Source organism: Streptomyces sp. UW30, from assembly GCF_008042075.1.
In the GTDB taxonomy this organism is placed as follows: domain Bacteria; phylum Actinomycetota; class Actinomycetes; order Streptomycetales; family Streptomycetaceae; genus Streptomyces.
Genome location: NZ_RDBN01000053.1, coordinates 775860 through 794369 on the forward strand (window position 1 = coordinate 775860; position 18510 = coordinate 794369).

The following is an 18510-nucleotide window of genomic DNA, read 5'->3' on the forward strand; positions in this document are numbered from 1 at the left end:
GCCACTTCATCAGCGCCTTCGCCACCGCCAAGCTCACCGCCCAGTACAGCCAGGCGAAGCTCGGCCAGGTCTGGCAGGTGATGACGCCGTTGCTGAACGCGGCGGTGTACTACTTCATCTTCGGCATGCTCCTGGGCACCAGCCACGGCGTGCCGGACTACATCCCGTTCCTGGTGACGGGCGTGTTCGTGTGGACCTTCACCCAGAGCTCGATCATGGCGGGCACCCGCGCCATCTCCGGGAACCTGGGCCTGGTGCGGGCCCTGCACTTCCCGCGGGCCGCGCTGCCGATCTCCTTCGCGCTCCAGCAGCTCCAGCAGCTGCTGTTCTCGATGGCGGCCCTGTTCGTGATCCTGCTCTGCTTCGGCATTCCGGTCTCCGCGTCCTGGGTGCTGGTGATCCCGGCGCTGTTCCTGCAGTTCACCTTCAACGCGGGCGTCGCGATGGTCATGGCGCGCATGGGCGCGAAGACGCCGGACATCGCCCAGCTGATGCCGTTCGTGCTGCGCACGTGGATGTACGCGTCCGGCGTGATGTTCAGCATCAGCCACGTCACGGGCGGCCACAAGCGCCTGCCGTCCTGGGTGCCCGAGCTCCTTCAGGCCAACCCTGCCGCCGTGTACATCGACCTGATGCGCTTCGCACTGATCGACAGCTTCCACGGGAGCCAGCTCCCGCCGCACGTGTGGGCCCTCGCGACGGGCTGGGCCCTGCTCGCCGGGGTCGGCGGCTTCATCTACTTCTGGAAGGCTGAGGAGACGTACGGCCGTGGCTGAGAACACGAACGGGAACATCCCCACCGTCGTCGCCGACGGCGTCGACATCGTCTACCGCGTCAACGGCACAGGAGCCGGCCGCGGCTCCGCCACCGCCGCCCTCAACCGCATCCTGCGCCGGGGGCAGGCCGAGAAGGCGGCGGGCGTGCGCACGGTGCACGCCGTCAAGAACGTCTCCTTCGTGGCGTACCGAGGCGAGGCCATCGGCCTCATCGGCACCAACGGCTCCGGCAAGTCGACGCTGCTCAAGGCCGTCGCGGGCCTGCTCCCGGTGGAGAACGGCCACATCTACACCGACGGCCAGCCCTCCCTCCTCGGCGTGAACGCGGCCATGATGAACGACCTCACCGGCGAGCGCAACGTCTTCCTCGGCGGCCTCGCGATGGGCATGTCCCGTGAGCAGGTCAAGCAGCGCTACCAGGAGATCGTCGACTTCTCCGGCATCAACGACAAGGGCGACTTCATCACCCTGCCCATGCGCACGTACTCCTCCGGCATGGCGGCCCGTCTGCGCTTCTCCATCGCCGCCGCCAAGGACCACGACGTCCTGCTGATCGACGAGGCCCTCGCCACCGGCGACCGCTCCTTCCAGAAGCGCTCCGAGGCCCGGATCCGCGAGCTGCGCAAGCACGCGGGCACGGTGTTCCTGGTCAGCCACAACAACAAGTCGATCCGCGACACCTGCGACCGCGTGCTGTGGCTGGAGCGCGGCGAGCTGCGCATGGACGGTCCGACGGACGACGTCCTGAAGGAGTACGAGGCGTTCACCGGCGACAAGGCCGCCAAGCCGAAACCGCAGCCCAAGGCCGCGCCCGCCGCTGTTCCTTCCTGAGGCACAGCCCCAGATCACTCCCCAGAACGTCAGGGCGCCCCGGACCGTSACGGTCCGGGGCGCCCTGACGCACGTAAGGCTCAGGAACTCATGCGGCTCACGTGTGCGTCCGCAGCAGCGTCCGCATGGTGCGCATCGCCACCGACAGGTTGGCCAGGTCGAAGGCGTCCGACCCGCGGATCTCCTCCAGCGTCGTGCGCGCCCGGCCGAGGATCGCGCCGTTCTTCTTCTCCCACACGTTGAAGCGCTGCTCGGGCGTCGCGGTGCCGTTGCCGGCCGCCAGGACGTCCGAGGTCAGGGCCGCATGGGCGGCGAAGAGGTCCTCGCGGATGGAGGCACGGGCCATGGACTGCCAGCGGTCGGCACGCGGCAGCTCGATGATGCGGTCCATGAGCTGGGCGATGTGCAGCCGGTCGGCGAGGTCGTAGTAGACCTCGGCGACGTCCATCGGGTCCTTGCCCGTGCGGTCGGCCACCGAGACGATGTCGAGCGTCGGGAAGGCGGACGAGAACCCGGCGACCCGCGTGGCGAGTTCGGCGGGGACACCGGCGGCGGTCAGCTCGTCGTAGATCTGCTGGTACCACTCCAGGTCCGCGCCGCGCAGCAGCTTCGGCAGCTGCGACCACACCTGCTCGACGCGGTCGGCGAAGAAGTCGACCGTCTCGGCGAGCTGGAGCGGCTGCTGGCGGTTGTTGAGCAGCCAGCGCGTGCCGCGCTCGACGAGCCGGCGCGAGTGCAGCCGGATCCGGGTCTGGACGTCGGCCTCGACCTTGTTGTCGAGCCCCTCGACCGCGTCCCACACCTCCGCCGAGCGGAAGATCGCGCGGGCCACGGTCTGCGCCCGGACGATCTCCTCCAGCGAGGCACCGGTCTCCTCGCGCAGCCGGTGCAGATACGTCGTACCGCCCGTGTTGACCGTGTCGTTGACCAGCACGGTCGTGGTGATCTCACGGCGCAGCGGGTGGCTGACGAGGTACTCGGGGAACTGCTCGCGCAGCTCGGTCGGGAAGTACGCGTGCAGCAACGTGCTCAGGTACGGGTCGTCCGGCAGCGTGGTGTGCAGCAGCTCCTCGGCGACCGTGATCTTCGTGTACGCCATCAGCACGGCCGTCTCCGGGCCGGTCAGGCCGTGGCCGGTGCCGAGGCGTTCGCGGATCTGGCGGTCGGTGGGCAGGAACTCCAGCGCCCGGTCCAGGTGCCCCGCCCTGACCATGTGCTTCATGAAGCGCTGCTGGGCGTGGAGCATGGCGCTGGACTGGGCGAGGGCGTTGGCGATCGCCGTGTTCTGGGCGTAGTTGTTGCGCAGGACCAGACGGCCGACCTCGTCGGTCATCTCGGCGAGCAGCTTGTTGCGCTGCTTGACGGTCATGTCCCCGTCGGAGACGAGACCGTTGAGCAGGATCTTGATGTTCACCTCGTGGTCGGAGGTGTCGACGCCCGCGCTGTTGTCGATGGCATCGGTGTTGATCTTGCCGCCCTGCCGCGCGAACTCGATCCGGCCGAGCTGGGTCAGCCCCAGGTTGCCGCCCTCACCGACGGCCTTGACCCGCAGGTCGGCGCCGTCGACGCGGATGGCGTCGTTGGCCTTGTCGCCGACGTCCGCGTGGGTCTCGGTCGAGGCCTTCACATACGTACCGATGCCGCCGTTCCACAGCAGGTCCACCGGCGCCTTGAGGATGGCCTTCATCAGCTCGGCCGGGGTCATCTTGGCGACCTTGCCCTCGATGCCCAGGGCCTCGCGGATGTGCGCGTTGACCGGGATGGCCTTGGCGCTGCGCGGGAAGACGCCGCCACCGGCCGAGATCAGCTCGGTGTCGTAGTCCTCCCAGCTGGAGCGGGGCAGCTCGAAGACGCGGCGGCGCTCGGCGTAGGAGGTGGCCGCGTCCGGGGTCGGGTCGATGAAGATGTGCCGGTGGTCGAAGGCGGCGACCAGGCGGATGTGCTCGCTGAGCAGCATGCCGTTGCCGAACACGTCACCGGACATGTCGCCGATGCCGACGACCGTGAAGTCCTCGCTCTGCGTGTCCACGCCCAGCTCACGGAAGTGCCGCTTGACGGACTCCCAGGCGCCGCGGGCGGTGATGCCCATGCCCTTGTGGTCGTAGCCGGCCGAGCCGCCGGAGGCGAAGGCGTCACCGAGCCAGAAGTTGTACTGCTCGGCGACCCCGTTGGCGATGTCGGAGAAGGTCGCGGTGCCCTTGTCCGCGGCGACGACGAGGTAGGTGTCGTCCTCGTCGTGCCGTACGACGTCCGCGGGCGGGACGACGTCGCCGGCCACCATGTTGTCGGTGATGTCGAGCAGCGCCGAGATGAAGGTCTTGTAGGAGGCCACGCCCTCGGCCAGCCACGCGTCCCGGTCCACCGACGGGTCCGGCAGCTGCTTGGCGACGAAGCCGCCCTTGGCGCCGACCGGCACGATGACGGTGTTCTTCACCATCTGCGCCTTGACCAGGCCGAGGATCTCGGTACGGAAGTCCTCACGCCGGTCGGACCAGCGCAGGCCGCCTCGCGCGACCTTGCCGAAGCGCAGGTGCACGCCCTCGACGCGCGGCGAGTAGACCCAGATCTCGAAGGCCGGGCGCGGCGCCGGGAGGTCGGGAATGGCCTGCGGGTCGAACTTCATCGAGACGTAGTCGTGCGGGTGACCGCCCGCCGCCTCCTGGAAGAAGTTCGTCCGCAGCGTCGCCTTGATCACGGTGAGGAAGGACCGCAGGATCCGGTCCTCGTCGAGGCTCGCCACCTGGTCGAGCGCCGCGTCGACCTCTTCGAGGAGCGCGTCGACGATCTCGTGGCCCGCACGCTGGCGGTCCGGCGACATCCGCGCCTCGAACAGGGAGACGAGCAGGCGGGTGGTGTGGACGTTGTTGCGGAGGGTGTCCTCCATGTAGTCCTGGCTGAAGGTGGAGCCGGCCTGGCGCAGGTACTTCGCGTACGCCCGCAGCACCATCGCCTGCCGCCAGGTGAGCCCGGCGCCCAGCACGAGGGCGTTGAAGCCGTCGTTCTCCGCCTTGCCGGTCCAGGTGGCGGCGAACGCCTCGGAGAACCGTTCGCGCGCGTCGTCGCCGAGGTACTCGCCGCCGGCCGTCGGCGCCATGCGCAGGCCGAAGTCGTAGATCCAGGCGACACTGCGGTCGGAGCAGCGCAGCTCGTAGGGCCGCTCGTCGACGACCTCGACGCCGAGCCGGCTGAGGACGGGCAGGACGGCGGACAGGGAGACGGCAGCGCCCTTGCGGTAGATCTTGAAGCGGCGCTCCTCGGGGGCGGCGCCGACCGGCTCGTACAGGCTCAGCGAGAAGTCGTTCTCCTCGGTGAGCTGCTCGATGTGCACCAGGTCGGAGACCGCGGAGCGCGGGGAGTGGTCGGCCTTGTAACCCTCGGGGAAGGCGTTGCCGTAGCGGCGCAGCAGCTCGGCGGCGCGCTCCTCACCGAGTTCGGCGTTGAGCGCGTCGGCGAAGCCGTCGGCCCAGGAACGCGCGGCCTCGACCAGGCGGGCCTCGATGCGCTCCTTGTCGGCCTCGGACAGCTCCGGCAGCTCGGTGCCCTGCGGGACCCGGACGACGAAGTGCAGCCGGGAGAGGATCGACTCGGTGTTCCAGGCGGTGAAGTCGACGCTGGTGCCGTCGAGCTCCTCCTTCAGGATGTCGATGATCCGCAGGCGCACGCCGGTGGTGTAGCGGTCGCGCGGGAGGTAGACGAGGGCCGAGTAGTAGCGGCCGTACTCGTCCTGGCGCAGGTAGAGCCGCAGCCTGCGGCGTTCCTGGAGGTAGAGGACGGAGGTCGCGATGCGCTGGAGCTCGGGGACCGGGGTCTGGAAGAGCTCGTCGCGCGGGTAGGTCTCCAGGATCTGGAGCAGGTCGCGCCCGTCGTGGCTGTTGGGCGAGAAGCCGGCGACCCGCAGCACGTCGTCGACCTTGCGCCGGACGACGGGCACGCGGCGGACCGACTCGGTGTACGCAGCGGAGGAGAACAGTCCCAGGAAGCGGCGCTCGCCGACGACCTCGCCGTTCTCGTCGAACTTCTTCACCCCGACGTAGTCGAGGTACGACGGCCGGTGCACGGTCGCCCGGCTGTTGGCCTTGGTGAGGATGAGCAGCTTGTGCTCGCGGGCCTTGGCGCGCGCGTCGGCGGGCAGCCTCTCGAAGGACGGGCTGACGGGGTGGCTGTCGGTCTCCGAGTGCTGCGGGTCGGAGCGCAGGATGCCGAGGCCGGTGCCCGGCACGGCGGCCAGCGAGTCGTCCTCGCGCAGCTCGTACTCACGGAAGCCGAGGAAGGTGAAGTGGTCGTCGGCCAGCCAGCGCAGCAGCTCGCGGGCCTCCTCGAACTCCTGGTCGCGCAGATCGGAGTGGGGCTCCCGGGGCAGCTCGTCGGCCATGCGCATGGCCAGATCCCGCATCTTGCTCCAGTCCTCGACGGCCTCGCGGACATCGGACAGGACGCGCAGCAGGTCGGCGGTGATCTGCTTCAGGTCGCCGCGGTCGGTCTCGCGGTCGATCTCGACGTGGATCCAGGACTCGGTATAGGTGTCGTGCGGCAGCTCGCCGGAGGGCGGCGTGGTGAGCACCTCGATGAGCTTGCCGGTGAGGTCGCGGCGGACGAAGACCTGCGGGTGGATGACCACATGGATGCCCCGCCCCTGCCGCGTCAGCTCGTTGGTGACGGAGTCGACGAGGAAGGGCATGTCGTCGGTGACGACCTCCACGACGGAGTGGCTGCACGTCCACCCGTTCTCTTCCACGGTGGGCGTGTGCACCCGCACGTTGGCCGTGCCCTGGGGGCGGTTCTCGGCCAGGCGATAGTGCGAGAAAGCGGCACCGAAGATGTCGACCGGGTCGCGGTCGGTGAGGTCCTCCGGGGCGGTGTGCAGGTAGTAGCGCTGGAGGAACGAGAGCACGGTGTCGTGGTCCGGGGTGCCGGGGCTGCTCTCGTCCGTGGTCCCAGTCGGTAGGTGCCCCCCGACCGGGCTGTTCTCAGCTACCCGGGCGGCCCTCTCGAGCAGCTCGGCCTTGGCTTCGTCCAGCTTGGTCTGCATTGTCCTCTGGCTCCTGTCGCGCGCCGTTGCGTGACGTTGAAGGAAGTACGGTCTCTTCCCCTCCGGTGTAACGCCGCGACGCGGGGTGTCCGGTCTGCTTCGACGCTATGCCGCGAGGTGAGATATGCGGGGGCATATGAGCCAATCTTGAGCTGCCCCGGGGGTGTGACGCTGCTCTCTGCGACGTCTGCGCCCGGGGTGTACATGGCTGCTTCCAGGGAGCCCTTCCGGCTCCCTCCCGCCCGCGAGGACCAGCGACCGCCGCCCGGTCACGGATGTCGTCCGTGCTCTCCGGGCGCAGGGCAGGGGCAACAATGCCCCCGCGAGCTATCGCGCTGATCACGCCACTAAGGCTATCGCTCCTTACAGGGCCCCCGTCATGAGCCGTATGTGTACAAAACCAGGGGGAGAACTTTGACGTTCTGCACAGGGTCAAACGGTGCGGGGAGGGCGTAACTGGCGGGGTCGGACAGCAAGGGGGAGCCTGAGATGTACGGCGGAGACGGCGGCCGGGACCGGGAGCGGTCCGGAATCACGCCATCCAGGGGCGGCCCGTGTCCGAAAACAGCCGTGGGTCGAAGCCTGCCCGGCGGAGAGCCGCGCTGTGCCCACGGCAGGGGCGTTCCCGACGGCACCCTCGAACCGCACGCCCCCTTGGCAATCCCCCCGCCCGGAGGCACGTTGCCCAAGAGGCCGGTCCGACGGAGCCGCCAACCACGGCCGCGAAGCAGACCACGGCCGAGCAGAGGAGCGCACCCGACATGACAGCGAAGATCCTCATCGTCACCGGCGACGCCGCGGAGTCCCTGGAGGTCCTCTACCCCTACCAGCGCCTCCGCGAGGAGGGCTACGACGTCCACATCGCGGCCCCCACCCGCAAGAAGCTCCAGTTCGTCGTGCACGACTTCGAGCCGGGCTTCGACACCTACACCGAGAAACCCGGCTACACCTGGCCCGCCGACCTCGCCTTCTCCGAAGTCGACCCCGGCGACTACGTGGCCGTCGTCATCCCCGGCGGCCGGGCCCCCGAGTACCTCCGCAACGACCCCGAGCTCCGCAAGATCCTCAAGTCGTTCTTCGACTCCGACAAGCCGGTCGCCCAGATCTGCCACGGCCCCCTGCTCACCGCGGCGATCGACAGCCTCCGCGGCCGCCGCGTCACGGCGTACCCGGCCCTGGAGCTGGACATGCAGGCCGCCGGCGCCACCTTCCAGGACGCCGAGGCGGTCGTCGACGGCACCCTGGTCTCCTCACGCGCCTGGCCGGACCACTCCGGCTGGATGCGCGAGTTCCTGACCGTCCTGCGCTCGAAGGCACCGGTGAGCTGAGGACAGGGGCCTCGCGGGGCGCCGGGGACCGCGCGGGACGCCGGGGACCTCGCGGGACGCCGGGGACCTCGCGGGACGCCGGGGACCGCGTGGGGCGACGAGGAACCACAGGGCGCGGCGCTGGGACCGCCTCCGTGACGCCGAGTCCCCGCCGTGCCGCGCCACTGCGCGCTCGCGCGCTCACACAGCGAGCGGCCCCACGCTCACGCGGCCAGCCGCTCGGCCTCCGCGACGGCCTCCCTCAGCGTGTCCACCACCGGGACCCCGACCCCCTCCAGGCTCGCCCGGCTGTGCGACCCGCCGGTGTAGAGCACGGCCCGCGCCCCCACGTGCAGCGCCGCCACACCGTCGTCGGCGGCGTCCCCGATCACCACCGTGCGAGCGGGATCCACGCTCGCGAGCGCCTTGATGTGCCGCACCATGTGCTCGGCCTTGCTGCCCCCGGACGGCCCGGTCCGGCCGTCGACCCGTATGAAGTGCTCCTCGATCCCGAACCCCCGCACGAGCGGGACGAGTTCGTCATGCCCGTACATGCTGAGGATCGACTGGCTGCGCCCCGCCGAGCGCCACCCCACGAGCAGGTCCGCGACGCCCTCGGTGAGCCCGCACCTCACCCGGTGCTCGTCGTAATACCGGTGGAAGGTCTCGTCCATGACCAGCCACTCGGCATCGGTCGGCAGCCGCCCGAGCAACCGCTCGTAGAACTTCGGCACCGGCACGCAGTACAGCGTCCGGTACTGCTCCATCGTGATCGGTTCGAGCCCCAGCTCGGCGAACGCCGCGTTCGTCGCCCCGATGATCGCGTCATTGTCGTGGAACAGCGTCCCGTTCCAGTCCCAGACAATGTGCGCGTCTACGTGCTTCCCCATGTCCAAAACCGTACCCGCCACCACTGACAATCAAGAGAACAGCAGGTCAACGGGCCACCAGGACGCCGGGGCCGACTCAGTCCCCCAGCCCGACCAGGTTCGGGATCTCCTGGGTCGCGTACCACAGCAGCTCATGGTCCTCGGCCCCGTCCACGACGAACTGCGCGTCGTCGTCCCCGCCGTCCGCCGCCTCCAGCACCTCGGCGGCCGCCGCCACGTCCGCCTCGGCGTCGTCTGCGTCGACGTGCACAGCCGCCGCCTTGGCCAGCGCCACGCCCGCGGCGATCCGCACCTCGCCCAGCGCCGAGGGGTCCAGCCCCCGGTCGGGGTCCGCGACGGCCGCCCCGTCGGGCACGTCGACGGCGACCACGACCCGGCGCCGCAGCGCCCCCGCGTCGGCCGCGAGCAGCCGCAGCGAGGCGAGCGCGGCCCGGTTCAGCGCCGCGTACTCCAACTCCTCGATGTCGTCGGAGAGATACCACTCGCGCAACGCGGGCGTGACGGCGTAGGCGACGAGCGGTCCGGTCCCCAGCTCTCCCGTCTTGTACGCCTCGGCGAGACCGGGGAGCGTCAGGGGGACGTAGGCGCGCATGACTGACCGCTTTCGTGTTCGTAGGCTCCGCGAGCACCCGGAGAGGGCGATCCCGCGCCTCCCGGAGGGCCTTCAGGATACGTGCGCGTGTCCCCTTTCGAGTCCCCGCCGCCACCCTCTACGGCGTCCACTCCGGTCCGGAAACTCACCCGGGACTCCCTTGTCGCCACGGGCTTCCGCGCCCGTTCATCACCCGGATAAGTGAAGATTCCTGCCGCCCTGAGCGGGCCCCCGCTTCCTTGCCGTCGGCCCCTTCGGCCCCGTACAAGATCACCAGCCAACGAAGTTACCGCCCGGTATTTCCCGGGCCCGCCGAACGGGGACTCCATGCACAAGGTCATGACCAGGACGCAGCACCGCCCCGGCACCCGCCCACCGACCCGCCGCGACACCCGCCGCCCTGCCGGCTCCCCGCCACGCACCCCTAGCGGCGGCATGCCCCGTACGACGTCCCCCGGAGGCCGCCCACCCGGTTCCCCGGGCACGACGGGCCTGCGCGCCGGCACCAGGCCCACGGACACCCGCCCACCGACCGCGCCCGCGCCCGCGCCCGCTCCCGCTCCGGCTCCGGCTCCGGCTCCGGCTCCGGCTCCGGCTCCCGACACGTTGCAGAGCGGTCCCGCAGTCGAAACCGCCCTCGTAAGGCACACCGTCCCCCAACCCCGCCCCACCGACGTCTTCGCCGACCGTCTGCTCCTGGTCCTGAGCGGCCAGCGCCCCGTCCACTCGATGCTCCGCCACACCGCCGGCCGCGCCTACGACGAACTCGCCTGGCTCGCGGAACGCGGCCCCCTGCGTACCCGCGGCGCCCGCCCCGTCGTCCGCGACATCGGCTACTTCGAGCCCCGCGAGGGCGCCATCGAGGCCTTCGCCCGCATCGGCGCCGGCGACCAACTGCGCGCCATGGCCTTCCGACTGGAGCAGGGCGGAGACCTCCGCTGGCGCTGCACAGCGGTGGAACTGGGCGGCCAACGCAGGCCGGGCGCGACCGACGCCTGACGGCCGATGCAGGCCGCCGCAGGGGCGCGGGAGGGCGCGGGACGGCGGCCATCGGAGGGCAGCGCCGGAGGGCGGCGCACAGGCGAAGGGCCGGGCTCCCAGAGGAGACCCGGCCCTTTCAGCCGCTGTGCCGACGCCGCACTCACCGTCGCCGTCTTCTCAACGGCGGCGCCGCGGCGTCCCGCCCGCGTTACTTCTTGCGGCGACGCCCGCCCCGCGACTGCTTGCGCCGCTCCGCGCGCGTGAGGCCGTCGGCCTCGGAGCGCACCGGCTCGTCGCCGTTGTCGAAGTCGCCCTCGACGATGTCACCCTCGCCGTCCACCTTGGGCGCGGTGTAGTGCAGCCGGTCCGGACGGCGCGGAGCCTCGAGCCCCTTGGCGCGGATCTCGGGACGCGCGCCCGCCTGCGCCGGCACCGCGTCCTTCTTCTCCAGGTCGGCCACCGGCTTGGTGTCCTCGACCGGGACCTCCTCGACCTGCTGCTCGACCTGGACCTCCAGGTTGAACAGATAGCCGACGGACTCCTCCTTGATGCCCTCCATCATCGCGGTGAACATGTCGAAGCCCTCGCGCTGGTACTCGACCAGCGGGTCCTTCTGCGCCATCGCGCGCAGGCCGATGCCTTCCTGGAGGTAGTCCATCTCGTAGAGGTGCTCGCGCCACTTGCGGTCCAGGACCGACAGCACGACGCGGCGCTCCAGCTCACGCATGATCTCGGAGCCGAGCTGCGTCTCGCGCTGCTCGTACTGCTCGCGGACGTCGTCCTTGATGGACTCCGCGATGAACTCGGCGGTCAGACCGGCCCGGTCGCCGGCCGCCTCCTCCAGCTCCTCGATGGTGACCTTCACCGGGTAGAGCTGCTTGAAGGCGCCCCACAACCGGTCCAGGTCCCACTCCTCGGCGAAGCCCTCGGCGGTCTCGGCGCTGATGTAGGCGTCGATCGTGTCGTTCGTGAAGTGCTGCACCTGCTCGTGCAGGTCCTCGCCCTCCAGGACGCGGCGCCGCTCGCCGTAGATGACCTCGCGCTGGCGGTTGAGGACCTCGTCGTACTTCAGGACGTTCTTACGGGTCTCGAAGTTCTGCTGCTCGACCTGCGACTGCGCGGACGCGATCGCGCGCGTGACCATCTTGTTCTCGATCGGCACGTCGTCCGGGACGTTCGCCATCGACATCACGCGCTCGACCATCTGGGCCTTGAACAGGCGCATCAGGTCGTCGCCGAGGGACAGGTAGAAGCGGGACTCGCCCGGGTCACCCTGACGGCCGGAACGACCGCGCAGCTGGTTGTCGATACGACGCGACTCGTGCCGCTCGGTGCCGAGGACATAGAGGCCGCCGAGGTCCTTGACCTCCTCGAACTCCGCCTTGACCGCCTGCTCGGCCCGCTCCAGGGCGGCCGGCAGGTACTGGGCCCACTCCTCGATGTGCTCCTCGGGGTCGAGGCCGCGCTGGCGCAGCTCCGCCTCGGCGAGGTCCTCGGGGTTGCCGCCGAGCTTGATGTCCGTACCGCGGCCGGCCATGTTCGTGGCGACGGTGACGGCGCCCTTGCGGCCGGCCTGGGCGACGATGATCGCCTCACGGTCGTGCTGCTTGGCGTTCAGCACCTCGTGCTGGACGCCGCGCTTGGACAGCTGCTGCGACAGGTACTCGGACTTCTCGACCGACGTCGTACCGACGAGGATCGGCTGGCCCTTCTCGTGCTTCTCGACGATGTCGTCGACGACCGCCTCGAACTTCGCGACCTCGGTGCGGTAGATCAGGTCCGACTGGTCCTTGCGGACCATCGGCCGGTTCGTCGGGATCGGGACCACGCCGAGCTTGTAGATCTGGTGGAACTCGGCGGCCTCGGTCATCGCCGTACCGGTCATGCCGCACAGACCGGGCTGTTCCTTGTCGTTGTGGTCGTGGCGCTTGTAGAGGCGGAAGAAGTTCTGCAGGGTGATCGTGGCGAGGGTCTGGTTCTCGTCCTTGATGTCCACCCCTTCCTTCGCCTCGATCGCCTGGTGCATGCCCTCGTTGTAGCGGCGGCCGGCGAGGATACGGCCGGTGTGCTCGTCGACGATCATGACCTCGCCGTCGATGACGACGTAGTCCTTGTCGTTCTTGAAGAGCTCCTTCGCCTTGATGGCGTTGTTCAGGTAGCCCACCAGAGGCGTGTTCACCGACTCGTAGAGGTTGTCGATGCCCAGCCAGTCCTCGACCTTGGCGACACCGGCCTCGTGGATGGCGACCGTGCGCTTCTTCTCGTCGACGTCGTAGTCGCCGGTCTCCTCGAGGCCCTTGAGCGGGTTGCCGGCCTCGCCCTTCTTCAGGCGGGTGACCAGCTTGGCGAAGTCGCCGTACCACTTGGTGGCCTGGTCGGCGGGGCCGGAGATGATCAGCGGCGTACGGGCCTCGTCGACGAGGATGGAGTCGACCTCGTCGACGATGGCGAAGTTGTGGCCGCGCTGGACGAGTTCGTCCTTGGACCACGCCATGTTGTCGCGGAGGTAGTCGAAGCCGAACTCGTTGTTCGTGCCGTACGTGATGTCGCTCGCGTACTGCTCGCGGCGCTGGGCCGGTGTCATGTTGGCGAGGATGCAGCCGACGTTGAGGCCCAGGAACTTGTGAACGCGGCCCATCATCTCGGAGTCGCGCTCGGCCAGATAGTCGTTGACCGTGATCAGGTGGACGCCCTTGCCCGACAGCGCGTTCAGATACGCGGGCAGCGTGCCGACGAGCGTCTTGCCCTCACCGGTCTTCATCTCCGCCACGTAGCCGAGGTGGAGGGCCGCGCCGCCCATGATCTGGACGTCGTAGTGACGCTGTCCGAGGACGCGCTTGGCGGCCTCTCGGACGGTGGCGAAGGCCTCGGGCAGCAGGTCGTCCAGGCTCTCACCATCGGCGTAGCGCTGCTTGTACTCATCGGTGAGGGCCCGCAGCTCGGCGTCGGAGAGGTCGACGAAGTCCTCTTCGATGGAGTTGACCTGGTCCGCGATGCGGTGCAGCTTGCGCAGGATCTTGCCTTCGCCTGCACGCATGATCTTCGAGAGGACGGACACGGGGGTTGGTCTCCTTGCCGGTCGGGCCTGGGACGGTCGGTTTCCATTTGACTTGGCTGAGCAACGGCCATCGTATGCGAGGACCCTGCCGCGCCGGGAGCCTGCCGGGGGTGACGAGCGTCCGCTGCTTCAAATCTCCGTCAAAGGGGACAACGGACGGGGGTCGTGGATGGTGCCGCGTTCCACCCATGAATTGTGCGAAATGCGATCGCGCGCTCACCCACCGCATATGCGTTGGCGCTTGCGACGAACCCGCGAGGAGAATCGGCCGATGGAACCCGTCACGCTCACCACCGACCGCCTGCTGATGCGCACGGTAGGGCCGAAGGACACCGCCGCGGTGTACGAGGCCGCGCAGGATCCCGACATCCAGCGCTGGACCACGATCCCCTCGCCCTATTTGCGCGAGCACGCCCACAGCTTCACGGAAGAGCTCGTCCCCGAGGGCTGGAAGAACGGCTCGATGTTCAGCTGGGGCCTCTTCCTCCCCGAAGGGGAGGACCTGGTGGGCATGCTCGGCCTCACGATGCGTTCCATGAGCGAGGCCGAGATCGGCTTCTGGGGCGCGAAGGAGCACCGCGGCCGCGGCTATGTCACCGAGGCCGTCCTCGCCGCGGCGCGCTGGGCCTTCGTCCAACTGTCGATCGACCGCGTGGAATGGCGCGCGGAGGTGGGCAACAGGCCCTCCCGCGCGGTGGCCGAACGGGCCGGATTCACCCTGGAGGGCACGCTCCGCTCCGCCATCGTCCAGCAAGGCGTACGCCGGGACTGCTGGGTCGGCTCCCTGCTGCCGTCGGACCTGGCGCTGCCGTCGACGGCCCCTTATCTGCCGCCGCGGAACCAGCCGGCCTAGCCGCTCCCGCCGGGGCCGCAACCGGCTGCCGCGAGCAAATCCCCAGCTCACTCCGCGTTGTCAGTCCCAGCATCTAGGGTGCCGAGCATGTCGACCGCGTGGAATGGCGCGCGGAGGTGGGCAACAGGCCCTCCCGCGCGGTGGCCGAACGGGCCGGATTCACCCTGGAGGGCACGCTCCGCTCCGCCATCGTCCAGCAAGGCGTACGCCGGGACTGCTGGGTCGGCTCCCTGCTGCCGTCGGACCTGGCGCTGCCGTCGACGGCCCCTTATCTGCCGCCGCGGAACCAGCCGGCCTAGCCGCTCCCGCCGGGGCCGCAACCGGCTGCCGCGAGCAAATCCCCAGCTCACTCCGCGTTGTCAGTCCCAGCATCTAGGGTGCCGAGCATGACCACCCTGCACCCCATCACCGACCTCTCGGCCGACGAGGCCCGCCGCATCGCGCTGCGCGCACAGGGCTTCCTCGGTGCCCTCGACCGCAGGTCGGGCGTCCGCGGCATCCTCCGTCATCTCGGCGCGGTGCAGCTCGACACCATCTCGGTCCTGGCCCGCTCCCACGAGCTCATCCCGTACGCCCGCCTGGGCGCGGTGGGCCGTAAGACGGTCGAGAGGGCGTACTGGACCGCTGCATCCACGGGCGCGCCTGCTGCACGACCTCACGCCTTCGAGTACTGGTCCCACGCGGCCTGCATCCTCCCCGTCGAGGAGTGGCCCCACTTCGCGTTCCGTCGCCGCGCCTACCGCAACCGGCCGCACTGGAACCACGACCTCCCCGACGGCACCTACGACCAGGTGATCAAGCAGCTGCGCGCCGAGGGTCCCCTCACCGCGACGGAGCTGGGCGGCGCGAAGCGGACGAGCGAGTGGTGGGACTGGTCGGGCGCGAAGGTCGCCGTCGAGCGCGCCCTGATGTACGGCGAGGTGGTCTGCGTCGAGCGCCGCGGCTGGAAGCGCGTCTACGACCTCGCCGAGCGCGCCGTCCCGCAGGCGCTGCTGCACGACGAGCTGGACGACACCGAGTGCCTGCGCCGCCTGGTCCGCCTGGCAGGCCAGTCCCTCGGCGTCGGCACGCGCGCGGACATCGCCGACTACCACCGCCTCAAGGGCGAGCAGGTGGACGCGGTGATCGCCGACTCGGGTCTGGTCCCGGTCACGGTCGAGGGCTGGGGCAAGCCGGCCTGGGCCGACCCGGCGGCCCTGGAGACGCCTCCGCGAGGCCGCCACCGTACGACGCTGCTGTCCCCGTTCGACTCCCTGATCTGGGAGCGGGCGCGCACGGAGCGGATCTTCGGCTTCACGCACCGCCTGGAGGCGTACGTACCGAAGCAGAAGCGGGTCTACGGCTACTTCGCGATGCCGGTCCTGGCCGGCGGCCGTCTCGTCGGCCGTGTGGACCCGGCCCGCGCGGGCAGCACCCTGGTCGCCAAGCAGGCCACTCTGGACGGCCCGAAGGCGGTCCCGGCGGTGGCCCAGGCGCTGGTCGAGGCGGCGAGCTGGGTGGACTGCACGGACGTACGGGTGGAGCGGGTCGACGCACCCGACCTGCGCGAGCCGCTCGCCAAGGAGCTCGCCCGCCTGGTGGGCTGACCTCAGCGGATCTCGAGGATCTTCTCCCGCATCGCGTACACCACGGCCTCCATCCTGGAGTGCAGCTGCAGCTTCTCCAGGATGTTGCGCACGTGGTTCTTCACGGTGTTCTCGGAGATGAACAACTCCTTGGCGATATCGCGGTTGTTCATCCCCGTCGCGACGAGCTTGAGGACCTCCAGCTCGCGGTCCGTCAGCCGCGGCGCGGGCACGAGCCGGCGCTCGTCCGTCCGCTGGATCATCGACTTGAACTCGGTGAGCAGCTTCGACGCCATGGACGGGCTGATCTGCGACTGCCCGTCGGCCACCGCGCGAATGGCCGTGGCCACCTCGTCCGTGGAGATCTCCTTGAGGAGATAGCCGGTGGCGCCCGCCTTGATCGCGTCGTAGAGGTCGGCCTCCTCGTCGCTGATCGTCAGCATGATGATCTTCGCGCTGGGGGCCACCTCCTTGATGGAGGTGCAGGCCTCGATCCCGCCCCGCTTGGGCATCCGCACGTCCATCAGGATGATGTCCGGCAGCAGGTCGGCGGCCTTGTCGACGGCTTCCGCACCGTCTCCCGCCTCCCCGACGACCTGGATGTCCTCCTCGGCCGCGAGCACGATCTCCAGTCCACGGCGGAACAGGGCGTGGTCGTCGACGACGAGGACTCTGATCGGCTCCTTGCGTGGCGAGCCCGCGTCCTGGCCCATACCGACGACATCGCCGTCGGCATCCTCGTCCCGCATCGGTCCGAAGCTGTCCGCCATCGTTCCTCCCCCTGAAGGCTGCGGCTGGTCGTGTGCCATCGCCAACCCAAGGCAGCGGCCCAACGGTTGGACCGGTGCGGCCATGATTTCATGCCCGACCGGCACTGCGGTGACGAGCGGGGCGCGAAGTGGTCGCACACCGGTGCCCCTGGGGGCGCACACGCGCTCCAGGGGCACCGGCTCAGCTGTCAGCCGGGTGGGTCAGCCGCCCAGCGTGCCACCAGCCGCGGGAGATTGCCCCTGGGCGACCATCGGATCCGTGTTGAGGTGGATGACCCCGTAGTCATAGGCGTGCCGCCGGTAGACGACACTCGGTTCCTTCGTCTCGGAGTCGACGAAGAGATAGAAGTCGTGTCCGACCAGTTCCATCTCGTAGAGGGCCTGGTCGAGGGTCATCGGGGAGGCGACGTGCGTCTTCTCGCGTACGACGAGGGGCCCTTCGCCCTTCACTTCCAGCGAGCCGATCTTCTTGGTGGGAACGCCGTCCGGCTCGTCTTCCTGGAAGGTGTGGCCGTTGCCATTGAGCGTCGCCGCGCCCGGAACGTGGTCGGGGACCTCGGCCGCCGTGAGTCGGCGTGCGCCTCGGCGCGAGTAACGCTTGTCGTGCTGCTTGCGAAGCCGGGCATCCAGCTTCTCGGCCGCCAGATCGAGTGCCGCGTACGGGTCGCTGGCCGCTGCCTCCGCCCGGATCACCGGACCGCGGGAGCGGAGCGTGATCTCCACTCGATCGCTGCGGTCGGCCTGTCGCGGGTTGGGCTCCTTGGACACCTCGACGTCGAGGCTGATCACCTTGGCATCGAGCCTCTGGATCTTCTCCAGCTTCAGCTTCTCGGCCACGTGCTTGCGGAACCGCTCGGGCACCTCGGTCTTGCGGCCTTTGACGACGATGTCCACGCAGAACTCCGTTCCCGGATCGCCCCGCTCCATCGGCGGAGCATCTCCCTTTTGCACCAGGCTCCGGGGAACCCCGGAACCTCGGACTCGGTGACTTCCACCTCCTCCTCCCCCATGGGCAAGATCTCCACCCCATGGCCGCGGTCGATTGCGCAAAACCCGCGGCACGGCATTCGGATATGACGGGGATGGCCTGCGCCTTTCCCTCACAACCGAACATATCTCGCCCGGACGGATGTCGTCACCCTCTACTGCGGCGTACCTCCGTTCAGGTGAATTGACCCTCTCGTTACCTGCAACGATGCAAGTTCTCAGTCAGTTCCGGTTTATTTCGAAGGAATCCGGAGGCGCGGCGACCACGGCCGCGCAGATCAGGTCATCAGGGCGTCCGGCGGTCATGATTCCCGGCACCCCACGCATCCGCCGCACAGCGCCCTCCGTCGATCCGGCCTTCCGTTCCCCTGTGCTTTCCCGACTTCCCGCTCGATACACAACGGTTGCCCTGTCACCACACCCACCGGGCGCCTCGGTCCCCCATCCATACGCGTCCGCCTCCTCCACCGCTGCACCGTCCAGATCGCGAGGGCCCTCCTCCTCGGCCAGAGCGGCCCGCACGGCGCGCGCCGCCTCTGCCAAGGACGCACCCGTCGTCATCAGGTCGTCGACGAGCACGACCGCACCACCACCGGCCAGCAACCGGCCCCCGCCGGGAGCGACCGTCAACGCGCCCGCGAGATTGTCCAGCCGCTGCCGGGAGTTGAGCCCCGACTGGTCGGCCACCGCACGCCCCTGCCGCAGCACGGCGAGCACCCGGGCCGGCGTCCCGGCCCGCCGCAGCTCACGCGCCGCCGCGAGCGCGATCCGCCGCGCCGGATCATGGCCCCGGGCCCGCACCGCACTCCGCGCGGACGGAACCGGCACGCGGACGAGGTACGGGCCATGCTGCTGGCCCACAAGGAACGC

Annotated in this window: 13 protein-coding genes and 1 pseudogene; 7 read left to right on the forward strand and 7 right to left on the reverse strand. The window is 69.6% G+C overall.

Annotated features, from left to right (window positions below; translation table 11 throughout):
* A partial coding sequence (locus EAO75_RS37750; protein ID WP_148000515.1) for an ABC transporter permease occupies positions 1 to 776 on the forward strand: 776 nt, incomplete at its 5' end.
* The gene (locus EAO75_RS37755; protein ID WP_187284746.1) at positions 769 to 1608 is read left to right on the forward strand and encodes an ABC transporter ATP-binding protein; all 840 of its coding nucleotides are present in this window, start codon (positions 769 to 771) and stop codon (positions 1606 to 1608) included. The genes EAO75_RS37750 and EAO75_RS37755, both read left to right, overlap by 8 nt.
* Before the next feature lie 97 nt (positions 1609 to 1705).
* Here EAO75_RS37755 and EAO75_RS37760 read toward each other — a convergent pair whose 3' ends face one another.
* The gene (locus EAO75_RS37760; RefSeq protein WP_147999615.1) at positions 1706 to 6637 is read right to left on the reverse strand and encodes an NAD-glutamate dehydrogenase; all 4932 of its coding nucleotides are present in this window, start codon (positions 6635 to 6637) and stop codon (positions 1706 to 1708) included.
* A gap of 761 nt (positions 6638 to 7398) precedes the next feature.
* Between EAO75_RS37760 and EAO75_RS37765 the strand changes: the two genes are divergently transcribed.
* The gene (locus EAO75_RS37765; RefSeq protein WP_147999616.1) at positions 7399 to 7965 is read left to right on the forward strand and encodes a DJ-1/PfpI family protein; all 567 of its coding nucleotides are present in this window, start codon (positions 7399 to 7401) and stop codon (positions 7963 to 7965) included.
* 203 nt (positions 7966 to 8168) lie between these two features.
* Here EAO75_RS37765 and EAO75_RS37770 read toward each other — a convergent pair whose 3' ends face one another.
* Entirely contained in the window at positions 8169 to 8834 is a 666-nt protein-coding gene (locus EAO75_RS37770) for an HAD family hydrolase (protein ID WP_147999617.1), read from the reverse strand.
* Between the two features lie 76 nt (positions 8835 to 8910).
* The gene (locus tag EAO75_RS37775) at positions 8911 to 9426 is read right to left on the reverse strand and encodes a DUF6912 family protein (protein WP_147999618.1); all 516 of its coding nucleotides are present in this window, start codon (positions 9424 to 9426) and stop codon (positions 8911 to 8913) included.
* Between the two features lie 327 nt (positions 9427 to 9753).
* Here EAO75_RS37775 and EAO75_RS46235 point away from each other — a divergent pair, with 327 nt between their 5' ends.
* Positions 9754 to 10425: an Rv3235 family protein gene (locus tag EAO75_RS46235; protein ID WP_187284747.1), complete on the forward strand. Its 672-nt coding sequence runs from the start codon at positions 9754 to 9756 to the stop codon at positions 10423 to 10425.
* A gap of 190 nt (positions 10426 to 10615) precedes the next feature.
* On the opposite strand, the gene secA is transcribed toward EAO75_RS46235, so the two are convergent.
* Positions 10616 to 13465 (reverse strand): preprotein translocase subunit SecA, encoded by a 2850-nt coding sequence (gene secA / locus EAO75_RS37790; RefSeq protein WP_147999620.1) that lies wholly within the window; start codon positions 13463 to 13465, stop codon positions 10616 to 10618.
* A gap of 271 nt (positions 13466 to 13736) precedes the next feature.
* Here secA and EAO75_RS37795 point away from each other — a divergent pair, with 271 nt between their 5' ends.
* The 3 genes and pseudogenes from EAO75_RS37795 to EAO75_RS37805 all read left to right on the forward strand — a co-directional run bounded on the left by EAO75_RS37795 (position 13737) and on the right by EAO75_RS37805 (position 15904).
* Complete coding sequence (locus tag EAO75_RS37795; RefSeq protein WP_147999621.1) at positions 13737 to 14318, forward strand: GNAT family N-acetyltransferase; 582 nt, start codon at positions 13737 to 13739, stop codon at positions 14316 to 14318.
* Positions 14319 to 14407: 89 nt separating this feature from the next.
* Positions 14408 to 14617 (forward strand): annotated as a pseudogene (locus EAO75_RS37800) (GNAT family N-acetyltransferase); the annotation flags it as partial.
* Positions 14618 to 14704: 87 nt separating this feature from the next.
* Positions 14705 to 15904 carry a winged helix-turn-helix domain-containing protein gene (locus EAO75_RS37805; RefSeq protein WP_147999622.1) on the forward strand — a complete coding sequence of 400 codons (1200 nt, stop codon included), beginning with the start codon at positions 14705 to 14707 and terminating at the stop codon, positions 15902 to 15904.
* Positions 15905 to 15906: 2 nt separating this feature from the next.
* On the opposite strand, the gene EAO75_RS37810 is transcribed toward EAO75_RS37805, so the two are convergent.
* From EAO75_RS37810 to EAO75_RS37825, 3 genes are all read right to left on the reverse strand, one after another.
* Positions 15907 to 16653, reverse strand: coding sequence for a response regulator (locus tag EAO75_RS37810; protein ID WP_147999623.1), 747 nt, complete (start codon positions 16651 to 16653; stop codon positions 15907 to 15909).
* Between the two features lie 201 nt (positions 16654 to 16854).
* Positions 16855 to 17547 carry a ribosome hibernation-promoting factor, HPF/YfiA family gene (gene hpf, locus EAO75_RS37815; RefSeq protein ID WP_410092843.1) on the reverse strand — a complete coding sequence of 231 codons (693 nt, stop codon included), beginning with the start codon at positions 17545 to 17547 and terminating at the stop codon, positions 16855 to 16857.
* A gap of 315 nt (positions 17548 to 17862) precedes the next feature.
* The coding region (locus EAO75_RS37825; RefSeq protein WP_410092651.1) for a ComF family protein at positions 17863 to 18510 on the reverse strand (648 nt) is incomplete at its 5' end.